We start from the raw sequence: 24,826 nt of genomic DNA, 5'->3' as shown, positions 1-24,826 counted from the left end.
GGACGAACGTCAACGACGTCCGCCCGATCGGCGACCTGACACGCAACCGCCTCAAGACGCCGGCCAGCTTACACCGTTGCTCCGAACGGAACGCTGGCGACCACGTTCGGCACACCCGGCAGCGATGGTGCGATGATGGTGCCGCCGCCATTACCGCGCGACTTGCCCGAACTCAGATAGTCGGCGATGGAATCCTGCGTCACCTCACCGAGATACTGATTGTCATCGCCCAATACCGGCAGAGATGCCAGATTGTGTTCGTACATCCGCGAGAGCAGCACCCGCAAGTTGTCGCCCGCGACGGCCGACGCCTTGAAGTCACGCACCCGCTCAGCGCACGTGCCTTGCGCATGACGCGTGTCGCGGCGCGCAATGTAGCCCAGCGCACGCGCGTTTTCGTCAACGACAACCAGCGAACGCGTGTCGAGTTCGTCCATCATGCCGTATGCCTCGGCCAGCGTGGTCTGCGGCTTGACGGTCGGCTGCGGCGTGGCCGCGTCCTCCGCACGCACCAGCAACAGACGCTTCAGAATTCGGTCGTGTCCCACGAAGCTCGCCACGAACTCGTCGACCGGACGTGCCAGCAACGCATCGGGCTGCGCGTACTGCACCAGACGCCCCTGACGGAAGATTGCGATGCGATCGGCCAGCTTGATCGCTTCGTCGATATCGTGACTGACCATGATGACGGTCTTGCCCAGTTGACGCTGCATCTGGAAGAACTCGTTCTGAATCGACTCGCGGTTGATCGGGTCGACGGCACCGAACGGCTCGTCCATTAGCAGCACGGGCGGATCGGCAGCCAGTGCGCGAATCACGCCAATGCGCTGCTGCTGCCCGCCCGACAGCTCACGCGGGTACCGCGACAGATAGCGCTTCGGATCGAGTGCCACCATGCCCATCAGTTCGATGGCACGCTCGCGGCAACGCTTCTTGTCCCAGCCGAGCAGACGCGGCACGACGGTAATGTTCTCCTCGATGGTCATGTTCGGGAACAGACCGATCTGCTGAATCACATAGCCGATGTGGCGGCGCAGTTCGATTTCATTGATGTTGCCGGTGTCTTCGCCGTTGAGCAGAATACGCCCGGACGTCGGCTTGATCAGCCGGTTGATCATCTTGAGTGTGGTTGTCTTGCCGCACCCCGACGGGCCGAGGAAGACGCAGATTTCGCCCGGCGGCACCTCAAGGCTGACCGAATTGACCGCGGTCACGGGTGTGCCGTCCTTCTGGACGAAGCTTTTGGTGAGATTGTCGAGTGTAATCATACGGTTCGGATTCCTTTGGGTGTCAGCACACGCTGCAGGCGGTGCAACAGAGTGTCGGCGACGATGGCGAGCAAACTCACCAGGACCGCACCCACGACGAGCTGCCGGGTATCGCTCTGGCTGATCCCCTGGGTGATCAACACCCCGAGACCGCCGGCCCCGACGATGGCGCCAATGGCCATCACGCCAATATTCATGACGACGGCCGTGCGCACGCCGCCCAGTACCACCGGCACGGCCAGCGGCAATTCCACCAGACGCAGGCGCTGCCAGAACGTCATGCCGATGCCGATGCCCGCTTCGCGAATGCTCGGATCGATCTGCCGCAACGCGAGGCTTGTGTTGCGCATGATCGGCAGCAGCGAATACAGGAAGACGGCGGCCACGGCCGGCGCCGGCCCGATCCCCATGCCGTAGACCGACAGGAGCGGGATCATCAGACCGAACAGCGCGATCGACGGGATCGTGAGGACAACGGTCGCCAGGCCAAGTACCACGCCCGACAACCAACGAAAACGCGTGACCAGCACGCCCAGCGGCACGCCAACCACGATGGCCGCCCCGACCGATGCGGCCACCAGCCACGCATGCTGCCCCGTCAGGGTCAGAATGCGATGCCAGTTATGCGTCAGAAATTCAATCATGGGACTCCTCAATCAGTAACTATCAGGTACAACGACAGCCATCGCCGTCACTGCACCAGTCCTTCCTGCTTGAGGAAGTCGCTCGCCACACGTGACACGGCCCGATGGTCGATGTCGACCTTCGCGTTCATGTCGCTCATGTTCTCGCTGTTGATCTTCGCCGACAGCGCGTTGAGTTCGTCGGCGAGCTTGGGGTTGGCATCGAGCACTTCCTTGCGCACCACGGGCGTGGCCGCATATGCCGGGAAGAAACCCCTGTCGTCTGTCAGCACCTTCAGATCGAAACCCTTGTTGCGGCCATCGCTCGTGTAGACCAGACCCGCGTCAATCTGCTCGTTTCTGAGCGCCGTGTAGACCAGACCCGGGTCCATCTGCTTGATGTTGGGTCGCTCGAGATGGAAGTCGTAGAGTTGCTCCATCGGCTCGAGACCGTCCGAGCGGCCGACGAACTCCATGTCGAAGGCAAACTGCATCTTCGGATTCGCGCGGAATCGGTCGATGAGCTGCGAGACCGTCTCGATGCCGGCTTCGCGAGCGATCTTGCCCGGCATGGCGAAGGCATACGTGTTGTTGAGCGCCGACGGGTTGAGCCAGACAATGCCGATCCGGCCGTCGAGGTCCTTCACGCGCGCATAGGTCTGCTCAGGATCGAGCTTCTCGGTGATCTTGTTGTAGACGATCAACGACGTGCCGGTGTACTCCCAGACGATGTCGAGCTGATGGCTCTCCATGCCCTGGCGCATGACAACGCTGCCCAGGCCGTTCTTGAGTTCGACGTCGTACCCTTTGCTGCGCAGGTACTGCGCCGTCATCTCCGAGAGAATCAACTGCTCGGTGAAATTCTTGCCGCCAATGGTCAGCGTTGCGGCATGGGCGGTGGCGCTCGCGGCGATCACGCCTAACGCGAGACAAGCCGCACCGAGCAGCCGCATCCAGCGCGGCATCATGCCGGCGAGCGTGCGAGGAAATGAAACTTGCATACGTGTGAGTCTCCTTTGTCTTAGCGCGCGGGAGCGCCGTGACGTGCGAACCAGAGCCCGCTCGCGAAGGCGACGATGCCGTCCAGTACGAGCGCCAACAGCGCCGTCCCGGCAGCGCCGAGGAGCAGCTTCGTCGGGTCGTTCAGATAGATGCCCGGGAAGATCAGTTGCCCCAGACTGTCCGCGCCGATCAGGAATGCGAGCGGCGCAGTGCCGACGTTGATCGCGAGCGAGGTGCGAATGCCGCCGACGATGACCGGCATGGCATTGGGCAGATCCACACGGAACAGCACTTGTGCGGGCGTCATGCCCATGCCTCGTGCCGACTCCCGCAACGCGGGCGGCACCTGCCGCAAGCCTTCGTAGGCGTTGCGCACGATAGGCAACAGCGACGCGAGCCACAGCGCCAGAATGGCGGGCCGGTCGCCGATACCGAGCACGGCCATCGACAACGCCAGTACGGCCAGCGACGGCAGCGTATTTCCGATATTGAAAAGCTGCACGGCGCGCTCGGCATGTTTCTCGAACTTGGGCCGTGAGATCAGCACGCCTGCGGGCACGCCAACGGCAATGGCCATCGTCATCGATATCGCCACGAGCTTGAGGTGCTGCTGGGTGTAGTACACCAGGTCGCCCCGGTATTTGACGAACGCATCGACGCCCAGCCAATACACCAGGCCGGTGACTGCGGCGGCCACGCCGAGCAATCCGAAACCGGCCAAATAGAGAATGCGATACTGCTTCGCCACGTTCATGCTCCCTTTGAATGGGTTGGCAGCGCTGGCGCGAGGCAATAGCAATCGCCCCGCGTGACAACGCGGTCAAACAAGCATGACAACTGTTAGCTGCCTTGCGAATTGTGAAGTGTTCGCTCCGAAGGTCTGTGGAAGACAACGGTGACGAACCAGGCGTCGCGGATTGCGACATGAGAGACGAGCTTTCGACGCCGTGGGCGCCTGGGCCTCTCGGTGCACGCTCATTGAAAGCGCGCGAATGTTTTACTGCACAAACTCATTGCGTGATGGAACTGATCGCCGGCGCAACGAGGAACACCGGCAACGCTTTTGCTTCTGTTTCTATGGACCAATCGCAGCGATTGGCTTTTTTTATTCTAGTACAGATAGTGCGTCGATGCCAACCCGTAGCCGGCGTATCGTGAAGAATCCCATGCATTGACACGATATTACATCGCTCATTTTCCATATAAATCGGACAACGAATCAATTGCGTGCGCGGCAATCCCCCGCCATCACTGGCCTTGCCCGTGTGTCGCGGTCAGCGTCCCGAAATTCAATATTTCGATGTTTCGCAGAGCGGATCAATGTGCCGCAAGGAATTCTTTTCCTGCGAGGCGGCGAGGGGCTTTCGAACGTCCGAAAGCGGTGCAGAAATCGCCTGAAATCCGCATGCTTCCAAGGGTCGAACGGGAAATTAGAGGACACCGTTCGAAACGGATGCCAACCCAGGGAAACTCGTGTATTCTCCGAGGTTTATCTTAGTTTTCAATCATTTAGCGCAAAATCGGGGAAGCGGGACGGTAACGCGAGGCGACGACCTTGCGGCCAGTCGCGCGGCGCGAATGGTTGAAAAGGTAAAAGGCAATCGTGCGCGAGGCACGAGGTCGTTGATCGGCGAATAACAACTATGAAAAGTACCATCAGCCGTACCGAACAAGGCAATCGCGTTGCCGCGACCACGATCTTGGCGGCGTGTGCCACGCTCACCCTCGCGGGGTTTCTCGCTCGCGCACTCGAAGGCGCGGTGAATCCGCTGCTGACGTTCTTCCTCGTGTCCGCCGGCGGCATTCTCAATCTGTCGACGGCCTGCCTGCTTGGCGTTCAGTATCTCTACAACGGCAAACGCTACTTCGCGCAATTCGGATGCGCGTTCCTGCTGCGCGGACTCTTCATGTTCACCGAAGGCGTGTTGCTCGCCAATCAGCTCGCCGGCATCTCCGCCAACGTCACGCGCGCGCCGTTCTGGCTCTGGCTTGTCGCAGAAGCCAGCTTCGCCGTGTACGTGATGCTGAGCGTGCGCAGTTATTCGCTCACACGGACCCATCCTCACACGCGCCCCGGCTATTCGGAAGCGGCCCGCTACGGCGCCGTCGTGCTCGTCGTCTGGATAACGGTATCGCTCTCGGTGGTCGGCGCCGGACGCACACTCGTCACGCCGCATCTGACGGGCAGCCTGGACATCGAGACGCTCGCGCTCGGCGCGCTTTTCGTCGGCTACATCGCATTGTGGTGGCGTATCGCGGCCGTCACGCGACTGTCGCACAAGCTGTTCCTGCTCGTGTGGGTGGTCGTCACCATCTCGCTTTGCCAGTTGTTGCTGTCGCTGACTGCGCCGAGCGAAGCCTCCTACCAGTGGTATGCCGCGCGTCTTCTGGCATTGGCCTCGCCGGGTGTCGCAACGCTCGCACTCGTCTGGGAAATCACGCGGCAGTATCAGTCGCTCGCACTCACGAACACGGATCTGGTCGAGAAGGTCTTCATCGATCCGCTCACGCACATCTACAACCGGCGCTACTTCGACAATCGCATTCGTCTTGTCGCCGAGCGTGTTCAGCAGCGTGCGATACCGTTATCGGTACTGCTGATCGACATCGACTTCTTCAAGCAGGTGAATGACCGCTACGGTCATCCGTTTGGCGACGCCGTGCTCCAGCGCATGGCCAACACGATTCAGCATTGCATTCGTCTGCCGAGCGATTTCGCAGTGCGTCTGGGCGGGGAGGAATTCGCCGTGGTGCTGCCGGAGATCGATCAGCATGCTGCGCTTCGGGTGGCGGATCGGATTCGCGAGTCGGTCAAGCGTGCCAGCACGGAGCTGCTTCCGCAGAGGGCGCGAGACGAAGGCGAGGCCATCACCATCAGCGTCGGCATCGCGTCATGGCAACCGGGCGAACCGCTCGTCATCAGTGCAATGCTCGAGCGCGCAGACAAGGCGCTCTATCAGGCCAAGCACAAGGGACGCGACCAAAGTGTGTTGGGACAGATGGCAGCGTGAGCCCGCACGGTCCGGCGCGTAAAGTCCAGAAGTCCAGAAGTGCAGAAGTGGCGGATTGCCTGAGTGCGTAAGCTGCGTCAGCCCTGAGCGCGGGACGGCGGCCCCTTCAGTTCGACGGTATTGCCGTCCGGATCGACGAGATAGCACGACGGCCCCTCGCCATGCGCGCCATAGCGTTGCACTGCTTCACCCAGTGTCACGCCATGCGCGGCCAGTCCCTGACGGATAGCCACATCGTCAAACGGTTCGACGCGCAGACAGAAGTGATCGAGATTGTGACCTTCCGGACCGGGCGCTTCACCGCCCTGCCGTCCGATCGTGCCGGCGACGTCGACCAGATCGATCAACGCATCGCCCGCACGCAACTGCACCAGCCCGATATCGGCCTGCACCTTCTCCAGCGTGCAGCCCAGAATATCGATGTAGAAATGCTGAAGCCGGGCAATGTCATTGGTGCGCAGCACGACGTGATCGAGCGCGACGAACGGAATCTTCATCACGCGCTCAATGCGTAGCGCCGCCGCTTCTCGACTTTGGTCTCATGCGTCATCTCGCTGCGGCCATCCTCGAACACCGTCTCGAGCCGCACCGTGAACCCCCAGAGACGCGCCACGTGCTTGAGCACCTCCTCGAAGCCTTCATCCAGCGGCTTGCGATCGCTTTGCACATGCCGCAGCGTGAGCGAGCGATCGCCATGCAGATCCACGTGCGAGACCTGAATGTTCGGCTCGAGCTGGCTGAGGTTGTATTGCTGCGCGAGCATCTCGCGGATTTCACGATAGCCGGTGTCGTTGTGGATGGCGGTCACGCGCAGACGGCTGTCGCGGTCGTCGTCGAGCACCGAGAACAGCTTCAGATCGCGAATGACCTTCGGCGACAGGAACTGCTGGATGAAGCTCTCGTCCTTGAAGTTGCGCATGGCGAAGTCGAGCGTCGTCAGCCAGTTCGTGCCCGCGATGTCGGGCGCCCACTGGCGATCTTCCTCCGTCGGGTCCTCGCACATGCGGCGAATGTCCTGGAACATCGCAAAACCCAGCGCATACGGATTCAGGCCGCTGTAGTACGGACTGTCGAACGACGGCTGATACACCACGTTCGTATGCGCGTGCAGGAACTCCATCATGAACGCGTCGTTGACGAGCTTCTCCTTGTAGAGCTGCTGGAGGATCGTGTAGTGCCAGAACGTCGCCCAGCCCTCGTTCATTACCTTGGTCTGGCGCTGCGGATAGAAGTACTGCGCGAGCTTGCGCACAATGCGCACGATCTCACGCTGCCACGGGGCCAGCTTGGGCGCGTTCTTCTCGAAGAAGTACAGCAGGTTCTCCTGCGGCTCGCCCGGGAACCGCGGATCGTCGGATTCGGTGGGGTCGAGTCCGTCGTCCTCGTCATCGTCGTGCAAGGCGTGATGCGGCAACGTGCGCCACAGATCGTTGATCTGCAATTGCAGATAGTTCTCGCGCTCTTTCTGACGCGCCTGCTCCTGCGCGAGCGAGAGCCGCTTCGGCCGCTTGTAGCGATCCACGCCGTAGTTCATGAGGGCGTGGCAGGAGTCGAGCAGCAACTCGACCGACTGTTCGCCGTAGCGCTGCTCGCACTCGGTGATGTAATTGCGCGCGAACAGCAGATAGTCGACGATGGCGTCGGCGCTCGTCCACGTGCGGAAAAGGTAATTGCCCTTGAAGAACGAGTTGTGACCGTAGCTGGCATGCGCGATGGTCAGCGCCTGCATGGTCATGCTGTTCTCCTCCATCAGATACGCGATGCAGGGGTTCGAATTGATGACGATCTCGTACGCGAGCCCCATCTGACCGCGTTTGTACCCGCGCTCGGAAGACAGGAAGTGCTTGCCGTACGACCAGTGGTGATAGCCGATGGGCAGGCCCACGGTCGCGTAAGCGTCGAGCATCTGCTCGGCGGTGATGATCTCGATCTGATTCGGATACGTGTCGAGCTTGAAGTCCGCCGCGATACGCGCGATTTCGTGCTCGTAACGTTGAATCAGCTCAAACGTCCATTCCGATCCGGTGGATATATACGCCATGATGCGCCCTCGTTGCCCTCATTGGGGGTATCGACGCGAGACCGTTTTCAGGCCGCTTTCTTCTTGAACAGGTCGTGCAGCACCGGATAGATCTCGGCAGCTTCCATGATGCGCTGCATCGCGAAATTCGGATGCTGCTGCTTGACCGACAGGTATTCGTTCCACAGGTTCTGTGGCTCGGCGCTGGCTACCTCCACATACGCGAAGTACTGCACGGCTGGCATGATCGTCTGATTCAGAATGTCGCGGCAGATGGGCGAATCCCCGTCCCAGTTGTCGCCATCGGAGACCTGCGCCCCGTAGATATTCCAGTCGCTCGGCGAGTAGCGATCCGCAATGATCTCCGTCATCAGCTTGAGCGCGCTCGAGACCACCGTGCCGCCCGACTCGCGCGCATAGAAGAAGTCGTCTTCGTTGACCTCCTTCGCCGTGGTGTGGTGCCGGATGAGCACCAGATCGATGCGCTCGTAGTTATGCCGCAAGAACAGATAGAGCAGCATGAAGAAACGCTTGGCGAGATCCTTGCGGCTCTGATCCATGGAGCCGGAGACGTCCATCAGACAGAACATGACGGCCTGGGCCTGCGGACGCGGCTGCATGACCCGGTTCGAGTAGCGCAGATCGAGCTTCTCGATGTACGGAATCGCTTCGACACGCGTGCGCAGATGCGTGATCTCGTGCGCCAGCGCCAACGCGCGCGGCGACGCGTCGCCCTCGCGCGAGACGAGGTCCGCGTACTCGGCCTCCAGCTCGCGCAACTGCTTGCGATAGGGGGCCGTGAGCGCGATGCGGCGGCCCAGCGAGCTGCGCATCGTGCGAATGACATTGAGGTTCGACGGTGTGCCGTCGATGGAATAGCCCGCACGAACCTTGCGGAACTCGGGAATCTGCGCGAGGCGTCGTTTCGCGAGATCCGGCAGGGCCATATCCTCGAAGAAGAATTTCAGGAACTCCTCGCGTGAGAGGTTGAAGACGAAATCGTCCTCGCCCTCTCCCGAGTCGCTGGCACGGCTTCCGCCGCCGCCAGCCCCCGACGGTGGACGCTCGAAGTTGTCGCCCACCACGAACTCGCGATTGCCGGGATGTACCATCTCCCGCCGCCCGCCGGGCCCGTGGTGGAACAACGGCTCCGAAATGTCCTTGACCGGGATCGAGACCTGTCCGCTGCCATCGATATCGGTAATCTTGCGCCCGCCCACCGCCTTCGCCACCGCGCGTCGAATCTGATCGCGGTAGCGCTTGATGAAACGCTGCTGGTTGATGGCGCTTTTGTTCTTGCCGTTTTGCCGTCTGTCGATGATTGCTGACATAGTGGCCCCGATTGGTTACGAGGATTTGCGCACGCGCAGGTACCATTCCACGAGCAGACGAACCTGCTTCGGGGTATAGCCTTTTTCCACCATCCGGTTGACAAAGTTGGCGTGCTTTTCCTGATCCTCTTTGGACGACTTCGCGTTGAACGAGATCACCGGCAGCAAGTCCTCGGTGGTCGAGAACATGCGCTTTTCGATGACCGCTCGCAGCTTCTCGTAACTCGTCCAGAGCGGATTCTTGCCCGCGTTGTTGGCGCGTGCGCGCAGGACGAAGTTGACGATCTCGTTGCGGAAGTCTTTCGGGTTGGTGATCCCGGCCGGCTTCTCGACCTTCTCCAGTTCATCGTTGAGCGCGGTGCGATCGAGAATCTCGCCGGTGTTCGGATCGCGATACTCCTGATCCTGAATCCAGAGATCCGCGAAATTCACGTAGCGGTCGAAGATGTTCTGGCCGTACTCCGAGTACGACTCGAGATACGCGGTCTGAATTTCCTTGCCGATGAATTCGACAAACGGCGCGGTCAGATACTCCTTGATGTAGGCGAGATAGCGTTTCTCGACTTCGCTGGGATACTGTTCGCGCTCGATCTGTTGCTCGAGCACGTACAGCATATGCACCGGATTGGCCGCCACTTCGGTGTTGTCGAAGTTGAAGACTTTCGACAGTACCTTGAAGGCGAAACGCGTGGACATGCCCGTCATCCCCTCGTCCACCCCGGCGTAGTCGCGGTACTCCTGATACGACTTCGCCTTCGGGTCGATGTCCTTGAGGTTTTCACCGTCGTAGACACGCACCTTGGAGAAGATGTTGGAATTTTCGGGCTCTTTCAAACGGGTGAGCACGGCGAACTGTGCAAGCATCTTGAGCACGTTCGGCGCGCGCGGCGCGTTGGCGAGCGAGCTGTTCTTCACGAGCTTCTCGTAGATCTTCACCTCGTCGGTCACGCGCAGGCAGTACGGCACCTTCACGATATAAATACGATCGAGGAAAGCCTCGTTGTTACGATTTCCCTTGAAGCTCTGCCATTCGGCCTCGTTCGAGTGGGCGAGCACGATACCGTCGAACGGAATCGCACCGAACCCTTCCGTACCCTTGTAGTTGCCCTCCTGCGTGGCGGTCAGCAGCGGGTGGAGCACCTTGATCGGCGCCTTGAACATTTCGACGAACTCGAGCAGGCCGCGGTTGGCCAGGCACAGACCGCCGGAGTAAGAGTAGGCGTCCGGATCGTCCTGCGGAAATTCCTCGAGCTTGCGAATGTCGACTTTACCGACGAGCGACGAAATGTCCTGGTTGTTCTCGTCCCCCGGCTCGGTCTTCGCAATCGCGATCTGTTGCAGCACCGACGGACGCACCTTCACCACGCGGAACTTGGTGATGTCACCGTTGAACTCGTTCAGACGCTTGGTGGCCCACGGCGACGGAATCGTATTGAGATACCGCAGCGGGATGCCAAAGTCCTCTTCCAGAATTTTGCCGTCTTCCTCGGACGAGAACAGGCCCAGAGGCGACTCGTGCACTGGCGATCCCTTCAGGCAATAGATGGGAACATCTTCCATCAACGCCTTGAGCTTCTCGGCCAGCGACGACTTGCCGCCCCCCGGAGGTCCAAGCAGGTACAGAATCTGTTTGCGCTCTTCGAGCCCTTGCGCGGCATGTTTGAAGAACGAGACGATTTGCTCGATCGTGTCTTCCATGCCGTAGAACTCACGGAAGGCAGGATAGATCTTGATGATCTTGTTCGAGAACAACCGCGAGAGCCGCGGGTCGTGATGCGTGTCGATGAGCTCAGGCTCACCGATGGCGCTGAGCATGCGCTCGGCTGCCGTCGCATACGCCGTCGAGTCCTTCTTACAGATCTCCAGATATTCCTGGATGCTGTATTCCTCTTCCCTGCGTGCTTCGAAACGTGTCGTGTAGTGGCTGAAAATATCCATATGCCTCACCCCCGCTTCATCGGAAAACATCGCAAACGATGTCCGCTCTGTTGCCTAAGACAAGGATGACTGCGCAATGGTTTCGACCTGGCTCACTGCATGCCGGAGCGACTGTCGCGAAACCTTTCGCACTGTCCCCTCCCTTACATGAACGACTCAAAATAGGTTTAGGTTGACTTTAAACTTGTCACCGGAAATTGCAACCGTTAACTCATCATATGCACAAACAAAAAAACTGTCGCTAGATATTTTCCGCAGCGCTAAGCATTGTCGATAACCCGCATTTCACAAGGGTTTCCGAGTCATCTACGCATTGCGCACGTCAGCCCCGATACATCAAAATTCGAGCGACTTTTCAAGCACTCACACACGCATTGCGCACTCGGGTTTGCCTGCATTCCGGAACGTTAGAATCTCTCCGGCATTAATTAAGGAATCCTATTTATTTGACAGAATTTCTCGCGAACGTTCGATGCACCGCGTGCCATGTTTTGCGAAAAAAAAGTGGGCGGCCCGACGACGTCGACGAATGCGAAGACGTGGGCGCGTAACGGCGTGCTTTCCTGTCGAGGCAACGTGACTGCGCGAAGTCGCGAAGGTCGTGCGAGCAACACGCGTGGGCGCATGGTGTCGCAGGCGGAAAGTCGAAGACGGCCGATTGTCTGAACGGGCGAACCTCCTAGGCAGTGACGGCTGCCGGCGGCGCATTCCGAACCACTCGCCGAATGCCCTGGCTCAGGGTCGCCGCACCGCACCATGCCACCGTCTCATCGATGCCTTGCATATTGCCGATCTCTGGAATGAAGCGAACAGCGTGCCAGTCGATCAAGCGTGAATCCATGTTACGCCGGTTCGCCCAAATGTGCTGCGCTGATATGTAACGCGTTGTGTCCCGGCACGCTTCACCGGCGTTCTGTGCGCTCCGGCGCGCTCGATCGGCCACAACGGCGCCACGCGTCAATTCATGCGATAATGCAACCTTGTTGCATTTATTACACAGTTGCAAACTGTGTCTGGGCATCGCCCGTCTCACCCATGATCCGCTTTTCCGTTTGGCTCTACCGTCTCGCAGGCTGGGAACGCACGGCACTCACGCTGCTCGTGCTCGTACCGCTTTGGGCGCTCGTCTACTGGGCGCTGCAAGGAGTTGCCTTGTGATCGGCTGCCAAGATCTTTCGGTTCACTTCGGACCGACTATTGCCCTGGAAGGGGTGAGCGCCACGTTCGCGCCCGGCGTGCTCTCGGCAGTCGTCGGCCCCAACGGCGGCGGCAAGACCACCCTGTTACGCGCGCTCGCCGGCCTGCAAAAGGTGTCGCAGGGCAAGATCGTTTGCGACGGCCCCGTGGCCTATCTCTCGCAGCGGCCCGAGACCGATCACCGCTTCCCCATGTGCGTCGAGGAATATGTGCTGACCGGCACGTGGCGGCGCACCGGCGACGCACGCCGCCTCGGCCGCGACGAGTTCGATCGCGCTCACGACGCCCTCGCACGCGTCGGCCTCGCAGACAAGTGCACACAGCCGCTTGAGGTCTTGTCGGGCGGCCAGTGGCAGCGCGCCCGCTTTGCACGGCTGATCGTGGAAGATGCCCCCATCGTTTTGCTGGATGAACCGCTCACGGGCATCGATGTCCCGTCGGCGGAACTGTTACTCGCCTTGCTGGATCAATGGCGCGGGGAAGGACGTACGGTGGTGACGGTACTTCACGACCTGCCGCTCGTGCTCGAGCGCTTTTCCTATGTCGCCGTGATGGCTGGCCGGCTGGTGGCGTCCGGCGCGCCGGCACAGTGTCTGCGCGCCGGACTGCCGTCGCGTGATAGCACAGACGCCGGCACACATGCCGGACTGTCCGGCGCCGGCGGCTATACCGCCCGCACGGCAAGTGCAGTCTCGGCAACCTCCGGCGTCTGCGCCCAGGGCGGCGCACACCTGCCGGGAACAACGGTCATGACAACACGCGGAGGCCCCCGATGAGCACTGTGCTGGATCTGCTCGTCGGCCCGTTCTCGGAATTCGACTTCATGCGGCATGCGCTCGTCGGCAGCCTCGCGCTATCGATCGGATGCACGCCGGTGGGCGTGTTCCTGCTGCTGCGCCGCATGAGTCTGATGGGCGATTCGCTCTCGCATGCGGTGCTGCCAGGAGCGGCCGTCGGGTATCTGATCGGCGGCCTGTCGCTGCCATGGATGGCGGGCGGCGGCATGGTGGCCGGTCTGCTCGTCGCGTTGCTCGCCGGGCTGTCGAGCCGCCGCACGCGGCTCGACGAAGGCGCCTCGTTTGCCGGCTTCTATCTTCTGGCACTGGCCGGTGGTGTGGTGATCGTCTCCAAATGGGGCAACAGCGTCGATCTGATGCATCTGCTCTTCGGTTCGGTACTCGCGGTGGACGATCCGTCGCTCATTCTGGTCGCCGTGATCGCGACGGTGACGCTGCTCTGGTTCGGATGGCATTATCGCGGTCTCGTGCTGGACAGCGCCGATCCGACATTCCTCGGCCAAGGGCAGGGCAAGAGCGTGATGCGTTATCACCTCGGCTTTACCGTGCTGACGGTAATGAACCTCGTGGCGGGATTTCAGGCGATGGGCACGCTCATGGCCGTAGGACTGATGATGCTGCCGGCGGCGACCGCGCGGCTCGTCGCCCGCACGCTGCCGGGCATGCTGCTCGTGGCCTGGCTGGTCGCGAGCGCGTCGAGCGTGATCGGGCTGCTGATTTCGTATTACCTGGCCTGCCCTTCGGGACCGGCCATCGTTTTGACGGCGGGCATCGCCTATCTGGGCGCACTGCTTGTCACGCCGGGTCAGGCGAATGCTGCCAAGGCATCGGCGCTTTAAGAGAGGAAAACATGTTCGGATTGGGTCAATGGGGCAACAACTCGTCGGGTGGCAAATCGTGGCTTGGCGCGGGATGCTTCGCCGCAATGTTCGCCCTGGCGCTGGCGTTTGCCAGTCCGGCGCACGCACAGGACACGCGACTGCCCGTCGGCGTGAGCTTCAGCATCCTGTCCGACATCGTGAAGGCCGTCGGCGGCGAACGGATCGACGTCACCACACTCGTCGGCCCCGATCAGGACACGCACGTCTATGAGCCGACCCCGGCGGACGTCGCCAAGATCTCAGGCACGAAGCTCTTCTTCGTGAACGGTCTGGGCTTCGAAGGCTGGCTGCCCCGCCTGATGAAGTCGAGCCACTATCCCGGCACGCTCGTCACGGTCACGAAGGGGCTCAAGCCCCGCACCATGCTCGACGACGGCAGGACCGTGACCGATCCGCATATGTTTCAAGACCCGGAGCGCGTGAAAGCAATGGTCGGCAACATCGCGGCCGCCCTGTCGCAGGCCGATCCGGCCGGCAGCGCCTACTACGCGGATCGCGCAAGGAACTATCAGGGCGCGCTCGACGACCTGATCACCTGGGCAAACAAGCAGCTCGCCCCAATTCCGCCCTCCCGCCGCGTGGTGCTGACGTCGCATGACGCTTTCGGCTATCTCGGCCAGCGCTTCGGCATCAAGTTCCTCGCCCCGGAAGGCGTCTCGACGGAAAGCGAAGCCAGCGCCAAGGATGTGGCGAACCTGATCCGTGTGATCCGCCGCACGGGCATCAAGGCGGTTTTCATGGAGAACATCTCCAATCCGCGTCTGGTGCAGCGCATCGCCAAGGACGCCAAGGTGACGGTCGACGGCAAGCTCTACTCCGACGCGCTGTCGCAGAACCCGGAAGCCACGACCTACCTCCAGTTGTTCCAGCACAACATCCGCGCCATTGCCGCCGCAATGAAGGACAACCGCTAGTCCGGCCGCGCTTCCCCGCGGTGCACGCGGTATAATGCGTGCACCACACACCGGCCCCGCTACGGAGGTCCGGACAGGCCGGCCACGCCGGCTTTTGCGTTTGGGCCACCGCTTTTCTCTCGTGGCCCGGCAAGACTGAACCCCTGAAACATCCAATACGGACGCCCCCAGGTCAACCACTGCGAACGGCGCACACTCAATGGCAAAGAAGATTTATATCAAGACGTTCGGCTGTCAGATGAACGAGTACGACTCCGACAAGATGGCGGACGTGCTCGGCGCAGCCGAAGGTCTCGAAAAGACCGATTCCCCCGAAGACGCCGACGTCATCCTGTTCAACACCTGCTCCGTGCGCGAAAAGGCGCAGGAAAAGGTGTTCTCGGATCTGGGCCGCATGCGCGCGCTCAAGGAAATCAAGCCGGATCTGGTCATTGGCGTCGGCGGTTGCGTGGCCAGCCAGGAAGGCGCTGCCATCGTGCAGCGCGCGCCGTATGTCGACGTGGTGTTCGGCCCGCAAACGCTGCACCGCCTGCCGCAAATGCTCGAGGCACGCCGTGCCACCGGCCGCTCTCAGGTCGACATCTCGTTCCCGGAGATCGAGAAGTTCGACCATCTGCCGCCGGCCAAGGTCGAAGGCGCCACTGCGTTCGTCTCGATCATGGAAGGCTGCTCGAAGTACTGTAGCTACTGCGTGGTGCCCTACACGCGCGGCGACGAAGTGTCGCGCCCGTTCGAGGACGTGCTCACCGAGATCGCCGGTCTGGCCGAGCAGGGCGTGCGCGAGATCACGCTGCTGGGCCAGAACGTGAACGCCTATCGCGGCCTGATGGCCGACGGCGAAATCGCCGACTTCGCGCTGCTCATCGAATACGTGGCCGAAGTGCCGGGCATCGAGCGCATCCGCTACACGACCAGCCACCCGAAGGAATTCACGCAGCGCCTGATCGACACCTATGCCAAGGTGCCCAAGCTGGTGAGCCATCTGCACCTGCCCGTGCAGCACGGCGCCGACCGCGTGCTCTCGGCCATGAAGCGCGGCTATACCGTGCTGGAATACAAGTCGATCATCCGCCGCCTGCGTCAGGTGCGCCCGGACATGTCGATGTCGTCGGACTTCATCGTCGGTTTCCCTGGCGAGACGGAAGAGGATTTCGACAAGCTCATGGCAATGATTCACGAGATCGGCTACGACACGAGCTTCTCGTTCATCTATAGCCCGCGTCCCGGCACGCCGGCCGCCAACTTGCCGGACGACACCCCCCGCGAAGTCAAGCTGCGCCGTCTGCAACACCTGCAGGCCGTGATCGAGGAAAACGCCGCACGCATCAGCCAGAGCATGGTGGGCTCGCGGCAGCGCATTCTCGTCGAAGGCGTCTCGCGCAAAGATCCGAACGAGCTGCAAGGCCGCACCGAGAACAACCGCGTGGTGAACTTCCCCGCCTCTGAAGGGCAACGCGCCAGCCTGATCGGCCAGATGACCGACGTCGTGATCACGTTCGCCTACCCGCACTCGTTGCGTGGCGAACTGGTCACCACGCACTAAGCGATATTTGCGAATATGAACGGACCCGGCAGTCCCTGGCGTGCGCACCGCATTCCCGAGCCTGCCCCCGGCGACTCCATCGAACGACCTGAACAGGCACCCGACCGGATCATTTTGAAAGCACCCGTCCAAGAATTCACCGCCCCGCGCGACGACAATCGCCGTCTGGCCAACCTCTGCGGCCCGCTCGACGAGAACCTGCGTCAGATCGAACAGGCGCTCGACGTCTCGATTTCCCGTCGCGGGCATCGCTTCTCCGTTCGCGGCAAGAGCGCCGTGATCGCCACGCAGGCCCTCGAGAGCTTCTACAACCGCGCCACCGAGCCGTTGTCCGTCGACGACATCCAGTTGGGCCTCGTGGAGTCGCGTCAGGGTCTCGCGCCGACCGTGCGCCATGGCGACGACAACCCGTTTGCCGCCGGCGAGACCGAAGACGGCTCGCCGGTGCTGCACACGCGCCGCACCGATCTGCATGGCCGTACCCCGGCGCAGCGCGATTACCTCAAGCAGATTCTCTCGCACGACGTCACGTTCGGCATCGGGCCGGCCGGCACCGGCAAGACCTATCTGGCCGTAGCGTGCGCCGTCGACGCGCTCGAGCGCGACGCGGTCAAGCGCATCGTGCTCACGCGTCCTGCTGTGGAAGCGGGCGAGCGACTGGGCTTCCTGCCCGGCGACCTGGCGCAGAAGGTCGATCCGTACCTGCGCCCGCTCTACGACGCGCTCTACGATCTGCTCGGCTTCGACAAGACGCAGAAGTATTTCGAGAAGCAAATGATCGAGATCGCACCGCTCGCGTATATGCGCGGCCGCACGCTCAATCATGCATTCATCATTCTGGACGAGGCGCAGAACACCACGCCCGAACAGATGAAGATGTTCCTCACGCGTATCGGCTTCGGCAGCAAGGCTGTCGTGACGGGCGACACCACGCAGGTCGACCTGCCGCGCGGTCAGAAGAGCGGCCTGATGGAAGCGCAACTGATCCTGAAGAACGTTCGCGGCATCGCCATGACCCGCTTCACCAGCGTGGACGTGGTGCGTCACCCGTTGGTCGCCCGCATCGTCGAAGCGTACGACGCGCACGCGCAGCACGCCGAAGCCGGGCTCGATCTGCCGGAATCGACCGACCGCGAACGGCGCGACGGCCGCGCGCCACGAGGCAAGGCATGAGCGAGCGCCCCCCGCGTTCGCCGCGCCACGCGCTCGCGCTGACGAGCCAGTTCGTGGCGGGCCCGGCGTTCGCCGCGCACAAGACGCTGCTCTCGCGCACTGCACTGCGCCGCTGGGTGCAGGCCGCGCTGCTGGCCGACGCCGAACTGACGCTGCGCTTCGTCGACGCCGAGGAAGGTCAGACGCTCAATCGCGGCTATCGCGGCAAGGACTACGCCACCAACGTGCTCACGTTTGCCTACGCGCAAGACGACAGCGATCCGGTGACGGGCGATATCGTGCTGTGCTGCCCGGTGGTCGAGCGCGAGGCGAACGAGCAAGGTATTGCGCTCGAAGCCCATTACGCGCACCTGATCGTGCACGGCGTGCTCCATGCGCAAGGCTACGACCACGAAGCGGACGACGAGGCGCAGGAAATGGAAAGCCTCGAGACGGAGATTCTCGCCGGTCTCGGTTACGCCGATCCCTATGCGTCGGAGAAGTCCGCTCCCGCCATGCCTGCCACGCCTGCCAAAGCCAGCACGCCGGCCAAGCCGCGCCGCACCTGAACCGACATCGTATGGACCGCTTCCCCGATCGCCCGACTGCCTCCGAAACGTCACCGGCCAGCGTGTCGAGCGGTCCGGGATGCACGAAATATCCGCCCGACATCGGGTTGGGCCGCCACCTCACGCCGGAAGAACTCTCGTCGTCGCTCGACGAAGCGCTCACCGGTTGGGATGGTCGTCAGGATCTGTGGATCTTCGCTTACGGTTCGCTCATCTGGAACCCCGGTCTGCCCGTCGAGGAAAGCCAGCGCGCCCGCGTGTATGGCTACCACCGGGGGCTGTATCTCTGGTCGCGCGTCAATCGCGGCACCCCTGAGCACCCCGGCCTCGTGCTCGCGCTCGACCGTGGCGGTTCGTGTGCGGGCGTGGCGCTGCGGCTCGCGGCCGCCAAGGCCCGCACGGAACTCGAAACGCTCTGGTATCGAGAAATGGCGATGGGCTCGTATCGTCCGGCGTGGCTCAATTGCACACTCGCCGACGGCCGCGCCGCACCCGCCCTTGCGTTCGTCATGCGGCGCGACGTAAAGAGCTACGCAGGCCGCCTGCCCGACGACATCATCCGCAAGGTCTTCGATCAGGCGCAGGGGCGCTACGGCACGACGCACGATTACGTCGCCCGGACGGTCAAGGCGCTGCGCGAAGCCGGCATGCCCGACCCGGCGCTGGAAGCCATTTTGCACCGCTGCAGTGCGCGCTGAAACGCCCGAAATGTCCTGAAATGTTCTGAAATCCGCAGCGTCGCCCGGCGGCGAACACTGCGTAACGAAACGCTGCGGCCCTGTCGCGGAGATGCCGCGCATCTGGTGTATCCTTGAGCTTCCTGTAACAGCTCGGCGTCCGCCCGCCTTGGACGCGCCGTCATGAACGACCCTTATCCCAGTCGACCCGGTCGAAAAAACCCTGATAAACCTCGCTCTCTGCTCGAACGCCTCACCGATCTGATCTCCCCGGAGCCGGAGTCGCGCGCAGAGCTGCTCGAAATTCTGCAAGACGCCCACGCCCGCAACCTGATGGACGCCGATTCTCTGGCGATGATCGAGGGCGTATTCCAGGTGGCTGATCTGTGCGCCCGCGACATCATGGTCCCGCGCGCACAAATGGACGCCATCAACATCGAGCAGACACCCGAAGAATTTGTCCCGTTCGTGCTGGAACAGGCGCACTCGCGCTATCCGGTGTACGAAGGCAATCGCGACAACATCATCGGCATTCTGCTCGCGAAAGATCTGCTGCGTTACTACGCGAATCACGATTTCGACGTGCGCGACATGCTGCGCCCGGCCGTGTTCATTCCCGAGTCGAAGCGTCTGAACGTGCTGCTGCACGACTTTCGCGTGAATCGCAATCACATCGCCATCGTCGTGGACGAATACGGCGGCGTGGCAGGCCTCATCACGATTGAAGACGTGCTCGAGCAAATCGTCGGCGACATCGAGGACGAATACGACTTCGATGAGGAAGAAGACAACATCATCGCCGCGCCCGACGGCACGTACCGCATTCGCGCGCTGACCGAGATCGAACAGTTCAACGACGCCTTCGGCACGCAGTTCGTCGACGCCGAAAACGACACGATCGGCGGTATGATCACGCACCAGTTCGGCCGTGTGCCGCGCCGCGGTGAGCGTATGCGCATCGGCAATCTCGTGTTCGAAGTGCTGCGCGCCGATGGCCGTCAGGTCCACATGCTGCTGTTGCGGCGCGTGGAGCCGGCACCGGCCGTTCAGCCCGAGTAACCACTCCATCGATCCATGCAGGAAATGACCGTCCACGCGCCCGAGCGGCGCTCGTGGCCGGCCTGGCGTGCCCGTGCGCTCGCCGGTCTGGCCGGTATTGCACAGACGCTGGCCTTCGCGCCGCGCGACGTCTGGTGGCTGCAACTGCTCGCCATGGCGGGACTCTTCGCGCTCGTCGAGCGCAGCGTCTCGCGGCGCGAGGCCCTCTGGCTCGGCGGCTGCTTCGGCGTGACGTCGTTCGTGTCGGGCATCTGGTGGCTCTACATCAGCATGCACACGTACGGCGGCATGCCCGGCATCATGGCCGGTGCGGCCGTCGTGCTGTTCTCGATCTACCTCGCGCTCTACCCCGCACTGGCGACGTTTGCCACCCGTTGGGTCGGGGCCGCCGGCCCGTGGCGCGCCTTCGCGTTCGCGGGCGCCTGGACACTCGCGGAATGGTTACGTGGCACCGTGTTCACCGGCTTCCCGTGGCTCTCGCCCGGCTACGCCCATGTCGACGGTCCGCTGGCAGGCTTCGCGCCGCTCGTCGGGGTCTACGGCATTGGCGGACTCGCGGCGCTCGCGGCGGCGTGGCTCGCTCGTGCCGTGCTGCCCGTTGTCGCGACCACGCGGCCTATGCGGCCCATGCGGCCCACGCGGCGTCTGGCGGCCGTCGCCGGCGCGCTGGCGTTGCTCGGCGCGGGTGCCGGACTCGCACGGCACGAATGGACGACGCCGTCGGGCAAGCCGCTCACGGTACGGCTGCTGCAAGGCAATATCGCGCAGGACATGAAATTCGAGCGCGCCGGAATCGATCGCGCCATGGCGCTGTATCGCGACATGATCGTGGCCGCGCCGGCCGACCTCATCATCACGCCGGAAACGGCGTTCCCGGTACTGCTGCAAGGTATTCCGCCCGAAGTGGCCGGCCCGATCCGGGAGTTTGCCGATCGCACCGGTTCGCACGTGGTGCTCGGCGCCGTGGGCGCGACCCTCACCGATCGCGGCCCGACGGATCTGACCAATAGCCTGTTCGGCGTGACCCCGCGCAACCAGACGCTGCACCGTTACGACAAGCATCACCTCGTGCCCTTCGGCGAATTCGTCCCCTGGGGCTTCCGCTGGTTCGTCGACATGATGCACATCCCGCTGGGCGACTTCCTGCGGGGCACGGCCACGCCTGGCGGCTTCCCGGTGCGCGATCAGCGTGTGGCGCTCGACATTTGCTACGAAGACCTGTTCGGCGAGGAAATCGCACAGGCGTTGCGCCATATGCCGGAGCCCGCCACGGTACTCGCCAACGCGACGAATCTCGCGTGGTTCGGCGATACCATCGCCCTCGACCAGCACTTGCAGATCGCGCGCATGCGCGCGCTGGAGACGGGGCGTCCGATGTTGCGCGCGACGAACACCGGTACGACGGCGATCATCGACGCACAGGGTCACGTGCAGGGGCGTCTGCCAGCAATGACGACGGGCGCGCTTACGGGCCATGTCCAGCCATACAGCGGCCTCACGCCGTATGTTCGCTTCGGCAACCTCCCTGCGCTGGTGCTGGCACTCGTCGCGCTGGGCCTCGGCGTGGCGATGACACGGCCGTCGCGCTGAGACACGCCGGCGCCATCGAAATGACGCAGGGGGACGTGAAAATCCCCCTGTCGCACCACCCAATGGGCACTGACGCCCCATTCGGGTCGAATTCCCGCTAAAATTCAACGTTTTAGTTTGTCGGCCGCGCTCGCGGCCGGGTCGGCAAACTGCGCAAAATCCGCACTTTTTCCTGTTCGTCCGCGCGAATTCATCATGCTTACCTTTCAACAAGTCATCCTGACGTTGCAGGATTACTGGGACAAGCAAGGCTGTGCGTTGCTCCAGCCTTACGACATGGAGGTCGGCGCCGGTACCTCGCACACCGCCACGTTCCTGCGCGCGATCGGCCCGGAGCCGTGGCGCGCCGCCTACGTGCAGCCGTCGCGCCGTCCCAAGGATGGCCGCTACGGTGAGAATCCGAACCGCATGCAGCACTACTACCAGTATCAGGTGGTGCTCAAGCCGGCCCCGGAGAACATTCTCGACCTGTACCTGGGTTCGCTGCGCGCGCTCGGTCTCGATCTGACCCAAAACGACGTGCGCTTCGTGGAAGACGACTGGGAGAATCCGACGCTCGGCGCCTGGGGCCTGGGCTGGGAAGTGTGGCTCAACGGCATGGAAGTGACCCAGTTCACGTACTTCCAGCAAGTCGGCGGCCTCGATTGCAAGCCGGTGCTCGGCGAAATCACCTACGGCATCGAGCGTCTGGCCATGTATCTCCAGCAGGTCGAGAACGTCTACGACCTCGTATGGACGGAGTGGGAAGAGCAGACGGCTGACGGACCGGTCAAGCGCCGTCTGACCTACGGCGACGTGTTCCATCAGAACGAAGTGGAACAGTCGACGTACAACTTCGAGCACTCGAACCAGCCGATGCTGTTCAGCTTCTTCGATAACTACGAAAGCGAAGCCAAGCGCCTCATCGAAGCCGAACTGGCGTTGCCCGCCTACGAGATGATTCTCAAGGCCGCGCACACCTTCAACCTGCTCGACGCGCGCGGCGCCATCTCGGTGACCGAACGTGCGGCGTATATCGGCCGTATCCGGGCGCTGTCGCGTCTGATCGCACAGGCCTACTACGCTTCGCGCGAAAAGCTCGGCTTCCCGATGCTGAACGCCCCCGCCGCCCAAAACCAAACGCAAGCCGCATGATGAGCACCGCACAACGCACCCTGCTGGTCGAACTGCTGACCGAAGAACTGCCGCCGAAGGCGCTGGCGCGTCTGGGCGACGCGTTCGCCGACGGTATTGCCAACGGCCTGCGCACGCGCGGCCTGACCACCGACGCGAGCGTCGTTACGCCCTACGCCACGCCGCGACGTCTGGCCGTCACGATTTCGAACGTGCTCGGGCGCGCCCCGGACGCGACGATCCGCGCCAAGGTGCTGCCGGTGTCCGTCGCCCTCGACGCCAACGGCAACCCGACACCGCCGCTGGCGAAGAAACTCGCCGCCATGGGCTTTGCCGACCTGCCGGTCGCCAGCCTCGAGCGCGCAATGGACGGCAAGGCCGAAGCCTTCTTCCATACCTACACCGCTGCGGGCGCTCAACTCGCCGACGCACTGCAAGCCTCGCTCGACGAAACGCTCGGCAAGCTGCCGATCCCGAAGGTGATGAGCTACCAGCGCCCGGACGGCGAGACGGTGCAGTTCGTGCGCCCGGTGCATGGCCTCATCGCCCTGCACGGCGACACGCTCGTGCCCGCCACGGCTATCGGCCTTGCCTCGGGCAACAAGACGCAGGGCCATCGCTTCCTGTCGAAGGGCGAAGTCACCGTTGCCAACGCCGACGCTTACGCGGCAACCCTTGAAGCCGAAGGCAAGGTGCTGGCCAGTTTCACGGGCCGCCGTGACGCGATCCGCACGCAATTGCTCGCCGCCGCGGGCGGCGACCACGTGGTCATGCCCGACGCGCTGCTCGACGAAGTGACCGCGCTCGTCGAATGGCCCGCGATCTACGCCTGCCACTTCGAGCAGGAATTCCTGGCTGTCCCGCAGGAATGTCTGATTCTCACGATGCAGACGAACCAGAAGTATTTCGCGTTGACCGACAAGCCGCTCGCCGAGGGTGGCCGTCTGACGAACCGCTTCCTGATCGTCTCCAACATCGAAACGGCCCACCCCGAGCAGATCGTGACGGGTAACGAGCGCGTGGTGCGCCCGCGTCTGGCCGATGCGAAGTTCTTCTTCGAGCAGGACAAGAAAAAGCGGCTCGCAGATCGTGTGCCGCTGCTCGCGAACGTCGTCTATCACAACAAGCTGGGCTCGCAGTTCGAGCGTACGCAGCGTCTGGTGAAGCTGGCTGGCGCCATTGCACAGATGATTGGCGTGGATGTGGCGCTGGCCGAACGCGGCGCCCTGCTGGCCAAGGCCGACCTGCTGACCGACATGGTGGGTGAATTCCCGGAACTGCAAGGCACGATGGGGACTTACTACGCGCGTCACGACGGCGAAGCCGACGAGGTCGCTCGTGCCTGCTCGGAGCACTATCAGCCGCGCTTCGCTGGCGACGCACTGCCCGCCACCCACACCGGCACGGTCGTGGCGCTGGCCGACAAGCTCGAAACGCTCGTCGGCATCTGGGGCATCGGCCTGCAACCGACGGGCGAGAAAGACCCGTTCGCGCTGCGCCGTCATGCGCTGGGCATCGTGCGCATGCTCATCGAGCGTCGTCTGCCGGTCATGTTGTCCGATCTGCTGGACGTGACCTACAAGCAATTCACGTCGGGTGTCGCCAGCCCTGAGTATCTGAGCGACGTCTACCAGTTTGTGCTCGATCGTCTGCGCGGTTATCTGCGTGAGCGTGGCTACGCTGCCAACGAGATCGAGGCGGTGCTGGTGTCGCCGTCGATCTATCTGAGTCTGAGCGATCTGATCGAGCGCCTGGAAGCCGTGCGCGCCTTCTCGGCACTGCCGCAGGCCGAAGCGCTCGCCGCCGCGAACAAGCGCATCGGCAACATCCTGAAGAAGACGGCACCGCCGCCCGATGGCGTGATCGTGCCGTCGCTGCTGATGGAACCCGCCGAGAAGTCGCTCGCGGCCGCGCTCGAGAAAGTCGCGCCGGTCGTGCAGCGGAACTTCGAAGCCCGCGAGTACGCGCAGGCACTCTCGGCGCTGGCCGAACTGCGCGATGCGGTCGACGCCTTCTTCAACGATGTGATGGTGATGGCCGACGACGAGGCGCTGCGCAACAATCGCCTCGCGCTGCTCTGGCACCTGCACGTGCAGATGAACCGCGTGGCCGATCTCTCGAAGCTCGCCGCCTGATCGCGG

Annotated in this window: 22 protein-coding genes; 13 read left to right on the top strand and 9 right to left on the bottom strand. The window is 62.6% G+C overall.

Going from position 1 to position 24,826, the window contains the following annotated elements; genetic code table 11:
- Nucleotides 1-68 precede the first annotated feature (68 nt).
- The 4 genes from PBR20603_RS18775 to PBR20603_RS18760 are packed head-to-tail and all read right to left on the bottom strand — an operon-like array spanning nucleotide 69 to nucleotide 3,647.
- Nucleotides 69-1,268 (bottom strand): osmoprotectant ABC transporter ATP-binding protein OsmV, encoded by a 1,200-nt coding sequence (locus PBR20603_RS18775; protein WP_150561007.1) that lies wholly within the window; start codon nucleotides 1,266-1,268, stop codon nucleotides 69-71.
- Complete coding sequence (locus PBR20603_RS18770) at nucleotides 1,265-1,912, bottom strand: ABC transporter permease (RefSeq protein WP_150561006.1); 648 nt, start codon at nucleotides 1,910-1,912, stop codon at nucleotides 1,265-1,267. Before PBR20603_RS18770 ends, PBR20603_RS18775 begins: the two co-directional genes overlap by 4 nt.
- 47 nt (nucleotides 1,913-1,959) lie before the next feature.
- Nucleotides 1,960-2,892, bottom strand: coding sequence for a glycine betaine ABC transporter substrate-binding protein (locus tag PBR20603_RS18765; protein ID WP_150561005.1), 933 nt, complete (start codon nucleotides 2,890-2,892; stop codon nucleotides 1,960-1,962).
- A gap of 20 nt (nucleotides 2,893-2,912) precedes the next feature.
- Nucleotides 2,913-3,647 (bottom strand): ABC transporter permease, encoded by a 735-nt coding sequence (locus PBR20603_RS18760; protein ID WP_150561004.1) that lies wholly within the window; start codon nucleotides 3,645-3,647, stop codon nucleotides 2,913-2,915.
- Between the two features lie 889 nt (nucleotides 3,648-4,536).
- On the opposite strand from PBR20603_RS18760, the gene PBR20603_RS18755 reads away from it, so the two are divergent.
- The gene (locus PBR20603_RS18755) at nucleotides 4,537-5,904 is read left to right on the top strand and encodes a GGDEF domain-containing protein (protein ID WP_150561003.1); all 1,368 of its coding nucleotides are present in this window, start codon (nucleotides 4,537-4,539) and stop codon (nucleotides 5,902-5,904) included.
- A gap of 77 nt (nucleotides 5,905-5,981) precedes the next feature.
- Here the strand turns inward: PBR20603_RS18755 and PBR20603_RS18750 are convergent, their stop codons facing one another.
- The 5 genes from PBR20603_RS18750 to PBR20603_RS24210 form a co-directional block, all read right to left on the bottom strand.
- Nucleotides 5,982-6,401, bottom strand: a complete 420-nt coding sequence (locus tag PBR20603_RS18750) for a VOC family protein (RefSeq protein ID WP_150561002.1) — start codon at nucleotides 6,399-6,401, stop codon at nucleotides 5,982-5,984.
- A complete protein-coding gene (locus tag PBR20603_RS18745; RefSeq protein WP_150561001.1) occupies nucleotides 6,401-7,945 on the bottom strand; it encodes a SpoVR family protein in 1,545 nt (514 codons plus the stop codon). The genes PBR20603_RS18750 and PBR20603_RS18745 overlap by 1 nt, the downstream gene beginning before the upstream one ends.
- Nucleotides 7,946-7,992: 47 nt before the next feature.
- On the bottom strand, nucleotides 7,993-9,255 hold the full coding sequence (locus PBR20603_RS18740) for a YeaH/YhbH family protein (protein WP_150561000.1): 1,263 nt from the start codon (nucleotides 9,253-9,255) through the stop codon (nucleotides 7,993-7,995).
- Nucleotides 9,256-9,270: 15 nt separating this feature from the next.
- On the bottom strand, nucleotides 9,271-11,193 hold the full coding sequence (locus tag PBR20603_RS18735) for a PrkA family serine protein kinase (RefSeq protein ID WP_150560999.1): 1,923 nt from the start codon (nucleotides 11,191-11,193) through the stop codon (nucleotides 9,271-9,273).
- A 679-nt stretch (nucleotides 11,194-11,872) separates the two neighbouring features.
- Nucleotides 11,873-12,034, bottom strand: a complete 162-nt coding sequence (locus PBR20603_RS24210) for a hypothetical protein (protein ID WP_174977977.1) — start codon at nucleotides 12,032-12,034, stop codon at nucleotides 11,873-11,875.
- Nucleotides 12,035-12,228: 194 nt separating this feature from the next.
- Here PBR20603_RS24210 and PBR20603_RS24470 point away from each other — a divergent pair, with 194 nt between their 5' ends.
- The 12 genes from PBR20603_RS24470 to glyS all read left to right on the top strand — a co-directional run bounded on the left by PBR20603_RS24470 (nucleotide 12,229) and on the right by glyS (nucleotide 24,820).
- Nucleotides 12,229-12,351 (top strand): hypothetical protein, encoded by a 123-nt coding sequence (locus PBR20603_RS24470; RefSeq protein ID WP_281356071.1) that lies wholly within the window; start codon nucleotides 12,229-12,231, stop codon nucleotides 12,349-12,351.
- Nucleotides 12,348-13,166: a metal ABC transporter ATP-binding protein gene (locus PBR20603_RS18730; protein ID WP_174977976.1), complete on the top strand. Its 819-nt coding sequence runs from the start codon at nucleotides 12,348-12,350 to the stop codon at nucleotides 13,164-13,166. Before PBR20603_RS24470 ends, PBR20603_RS18730 begins: the two co-directional genes overlap by 4 nt.
- The gene (locus tag PBR20603_RS18725; RefSeq protein WP_150560997.1) at nucleotides 13,163-14,026 is read left to right on the top strand and encodes a metal ABC transporter permease; all 864 of its coding nucleotides are present in this window, start codon (nucleotides 13,163-13,165) and stop codon (nucleotides 14,024-14,026) included. The genes PBR20603_RS18730 and PBR20603_RS18725 overlap by 4 nt, the downstream gene beginning before the upstream one ends.
- Nucleotides 14,027-14,037: 11 nt before the next feature.
- On the top strand, nucleotides 14,038-14,982 hold the full coding sequence (locus PBR20603_RS18720) for a metal ABC transporter solute-binding protein, Zn/Mn family (RefSeq protein WP_150560996.1): 945 nt from the start codon (nucleotides 14,038-14,040) through the stop codon (nucleotides 14,980-14,982).
- Nucleotides 14,983-15,181: 199 nt separating this feature from the next.
- The gene (miaB, locus tag PBR20603_RS18715) at nucleotides 15,182-16,525 is read left to right on the top strand and encodes a tRNA (N6-isopentenyl adenosine(37)-C2)-methylthiotransferase MiaB (protein ID WP_150560995.1); all 1,344 of its coding nucleotides are present in this window, start codon (nucleotides 15,182-15,184) and stop codon (nucleotides 16,523-16,525) included.
- Nucleotides 16,526-16,639: 114 nt separating this feature from the next.
- Entirely contained in the window at nucleotides 16,640-17,698 is a 1,059-nt protein-coding gene (locus PBR20603_RS18710) for a PhoH family protein (protein ID WP_150560994.1), read from the top strand.
- Nucleotides 17,695-18,246 carry an rRNA maturation RNase YbeY gene (ybeY, locus tag PBR20603_RS18705; RefSeq protein ID WP_246174823.1) on the top strand — a complete coding sequence of 184 codons (552 nt, stop codon included), beginning with the start codon at nucleotides 17,695-17,697 and terminating at the stop codon, nucleotides 18,244-18,246. The genes PBR20603_RS18710 and ybeY overlap by 4 nt, the downstream gene beginning before the upstream one ends.
- 11 nt (nucleotides 18,247-18,257) lie before the next feature.
- Entirely contained in the window at nucleotides 18,258-18,944 is a 687-nt protein-coding gene (locus tag PBR20603_RS18700) for a gamma-glutamylcyclotransferase (RefSeq protein WP_150560993.1), read from the top strand.
- A 162-nt stretch (nucleotides 18,945-19,106) separates the two neighbouring features.
- Nucleotides 19,107-19,982: a CorC family transporter gene (locus PBR20603_RS18695; RefSeq protein ID WP_150560992.1), complete on the top strand. Its 876-nt coding sequence runs from the start codon at nucleotides 19,107-19,109 to the stop codon at nucleotides 19,980-19,982.
- 24 nt (nucleotides 19,983-20,006) lie between these two features.
- Complete coding sequence (lnt, locus tag PBR20603_RS18690; protein WP_246174822.1) at nucleotides 20,007-21,572, top strand: apolipoprotein N-acyltransferase; 1,566 nt, start codon at nucleotides 20,007-20,009, stop codon at nucleotides 21,570-21,572.
- A gap of 195 nt (nucleotides 21,573-21,767) precedes the next feature.
- Entirely contained in the window at nucleotides 21,768-22,706 is a 939-nt protein-coding gene (glyQ, locus tag PBR20603_RS18685) for a glycine--tRNA ligase subunit alpha (RefSeq protein ID WP_150560990.1), read from the top strand.
- Nucleotides 22,703-24,820: a glycine--tRNA ligase subunit beta gene (glyS, locus tag PBR20603_RS18680; RefSeq protein ID WP_150560989.1), complete on the top strand. Its 2,118-nt coding sequence runs from the start codon at nucleotides 22,703-22,705 to the stop codon at nucleotides 24,818-24,820. The genes glyQ and glyS overlap by 4 nt, the downstream gene beginning before the upstream one ends.
- The last annotated feature ends 6 nt before the right edge of the window (nucleotides 24,821-24,826 follow it).

Origin of the sequence: Pandoraea bronchicola (assembly GCF_902459805.1) — a bacterium.
GTDB lineage: Bacteria > Pseudomonadota > Gammaproteobacteria > Burkholderiales > Burkholderiaceae > Pandoraea > Pandoraea bronchicola.
Note: the sequence above shows the minus strand (reverse complement) of the source record. Positions and strands in the feature narration are given on the sequence as shown.

What these genes read in the sequence shown, in the direction of transcription:
- miaB (WP_150560995.1), top strand. Translation starts at nt 15,182, where the DNA reads ATGGCAAAGAAGATTTATATCAAGACGTTCGGCTGTCAGATGAACGAG.
- ybeY (WP_246174823.1), top strand. Translation starts at nt 17,695, where the DNA reads ATGAGCGAGCGCCCCCCGCGTTCGCCGCGCCACGCGCTCGCGCTGACG.
- PBR20603_RS18695 (WP_150560992.1), top strand. Translation starts at nt 19,107, where the DNA reads ATGAACGACCCTTATCCCAGTCGACCCGGTCGAAAAAACCCTGATAAA.
- glyS (WP_150560989.1), top strand. Translation starts at nt 22,703, where the DNA reads ATGATGAGCACCGCACAACGCACCCTGCTGGTCGAACTGCTGACCGAA.
- PBR20603_RS18755 (WP_150561003.1), top strand. Translation starts at nt 4,537, where the DNA reads ATGAAAAGTACCATCAGCCGTACCGAACAAGGCAATCGCGTTGCCGCG.
- PBR20603_RS18725 (WP_150560997.1), top strand. Translation starts at nt 13,163, where the DNA reads ATGAGCACTGTGCTGGATCTGCTCGTCGGCCCGTTCTCGGAATTCGAC.
- PBR20603_RS18735 (WP_150560999.1), bottom strand. Translation starts at nt 11,193, where the DNA reads ATGGATATTTTCAGCCACTACACGACACGTTTCGAAGCACGCAGGGAA.
- PBR20603_RS18760 (WP_150561004.1), bottom strand. Translation starts at nt 3,647, where the DNA reads ATGAACGTGGCGAAGCAGTATCGCATTCTCTATTTGGCCGGTTTCGGA.
- PBR20603_RS18720 (WP_150560996.1), top strand. Translation starts at nt 14,038, where the DNA reads ATGTTCGGATTGGGTCAATGGGGCAACAACTCGTCGGGTGGCAAATCG.
- PBR20603_RS18740 (WP_150561000.1), bottom strand. Translation starts at nt 9,255, where the DNA reads ATGTCAGCAATCATCGACAGACGGCAAAACGGCAAGAACAAAAGCGCC.
- PBR20603_RS18770 (WP_150561006.1), bottom strand. Translation starts at nt 1,912, where the DNA reads ATGATTGAATTTCTGACGCATAACTGGCATCGCATTCTGACCCTGACG.
- PBR20603_RS24210 (WP_174977977.1), bottom strand. Translation starts at nt 12,034, where the DNA reads ATGGATTCACGCTTGATCGACTGGCACGCTGTTCGCTTCATTCCAGAG.
- lnt (WP_246174822.1), top strand. Translation starts at nt 20,007, where the DNA reads ATGACCGTCCACGCGCCCGAGCGGCGCTCGTGGCCGGCCTGGCGTGCC.
- PBR20603_RS24470 (WP_281356071.1), top strand. Translation starts at nt 12,229, where the DNA reads ATGATCCGCTTTTCCGTTTGGCTCTACCGTCTCGCAGGCTGGGAACGC.
- PBR20603_RS18750 (WP_150561002.1), bottom strand. Translation starts at nt 6,401, where the DNA reads ATGAAGATTCCGTTCGTCGCGCTCGATCACGTCGTGCTGCGCACCAAT.
- PBR20603_RS18745 (WP_150561001.1), bottom strand. Translation starts at nt 7,945, where the DNA reads ATGGCGTATATATCCACCGGATCGGAATGGACGTTTGAGCTGATTCAA.
- PBR20603_RS18765 (WP_150561005.1), bottom strand. Translation starts at nt 2,892, where the DNA reads ATGCAAGTTTCATTTCCTCGCACGCTCGCCGGCATGATGCCGCGCTGG.
- glyQ (WP_150560990.1), top strand. Translation starts at nt 21,768, where the DNA reads ATGCTTACCTTTCAACAAGTCATCCTGACGTTGCAGGATTACTGGGAC.
- PBR20603_RS18775 (WP_150561007.1), bottom strand. Translation starts at nt 1,268, where the DNA reads ATGATTACACTCGACAATCTCACCAAAAGCTTCGTCCAGAAGGACGGC.
- PBR20603_RS18700 (WP_150560993.1), top strand. Translation starts at nt 18,258, where the DNA reads ATGGACCGCTTCCCCGATCGCCCGACTGCCTCCGAAACGTCACCGGCC.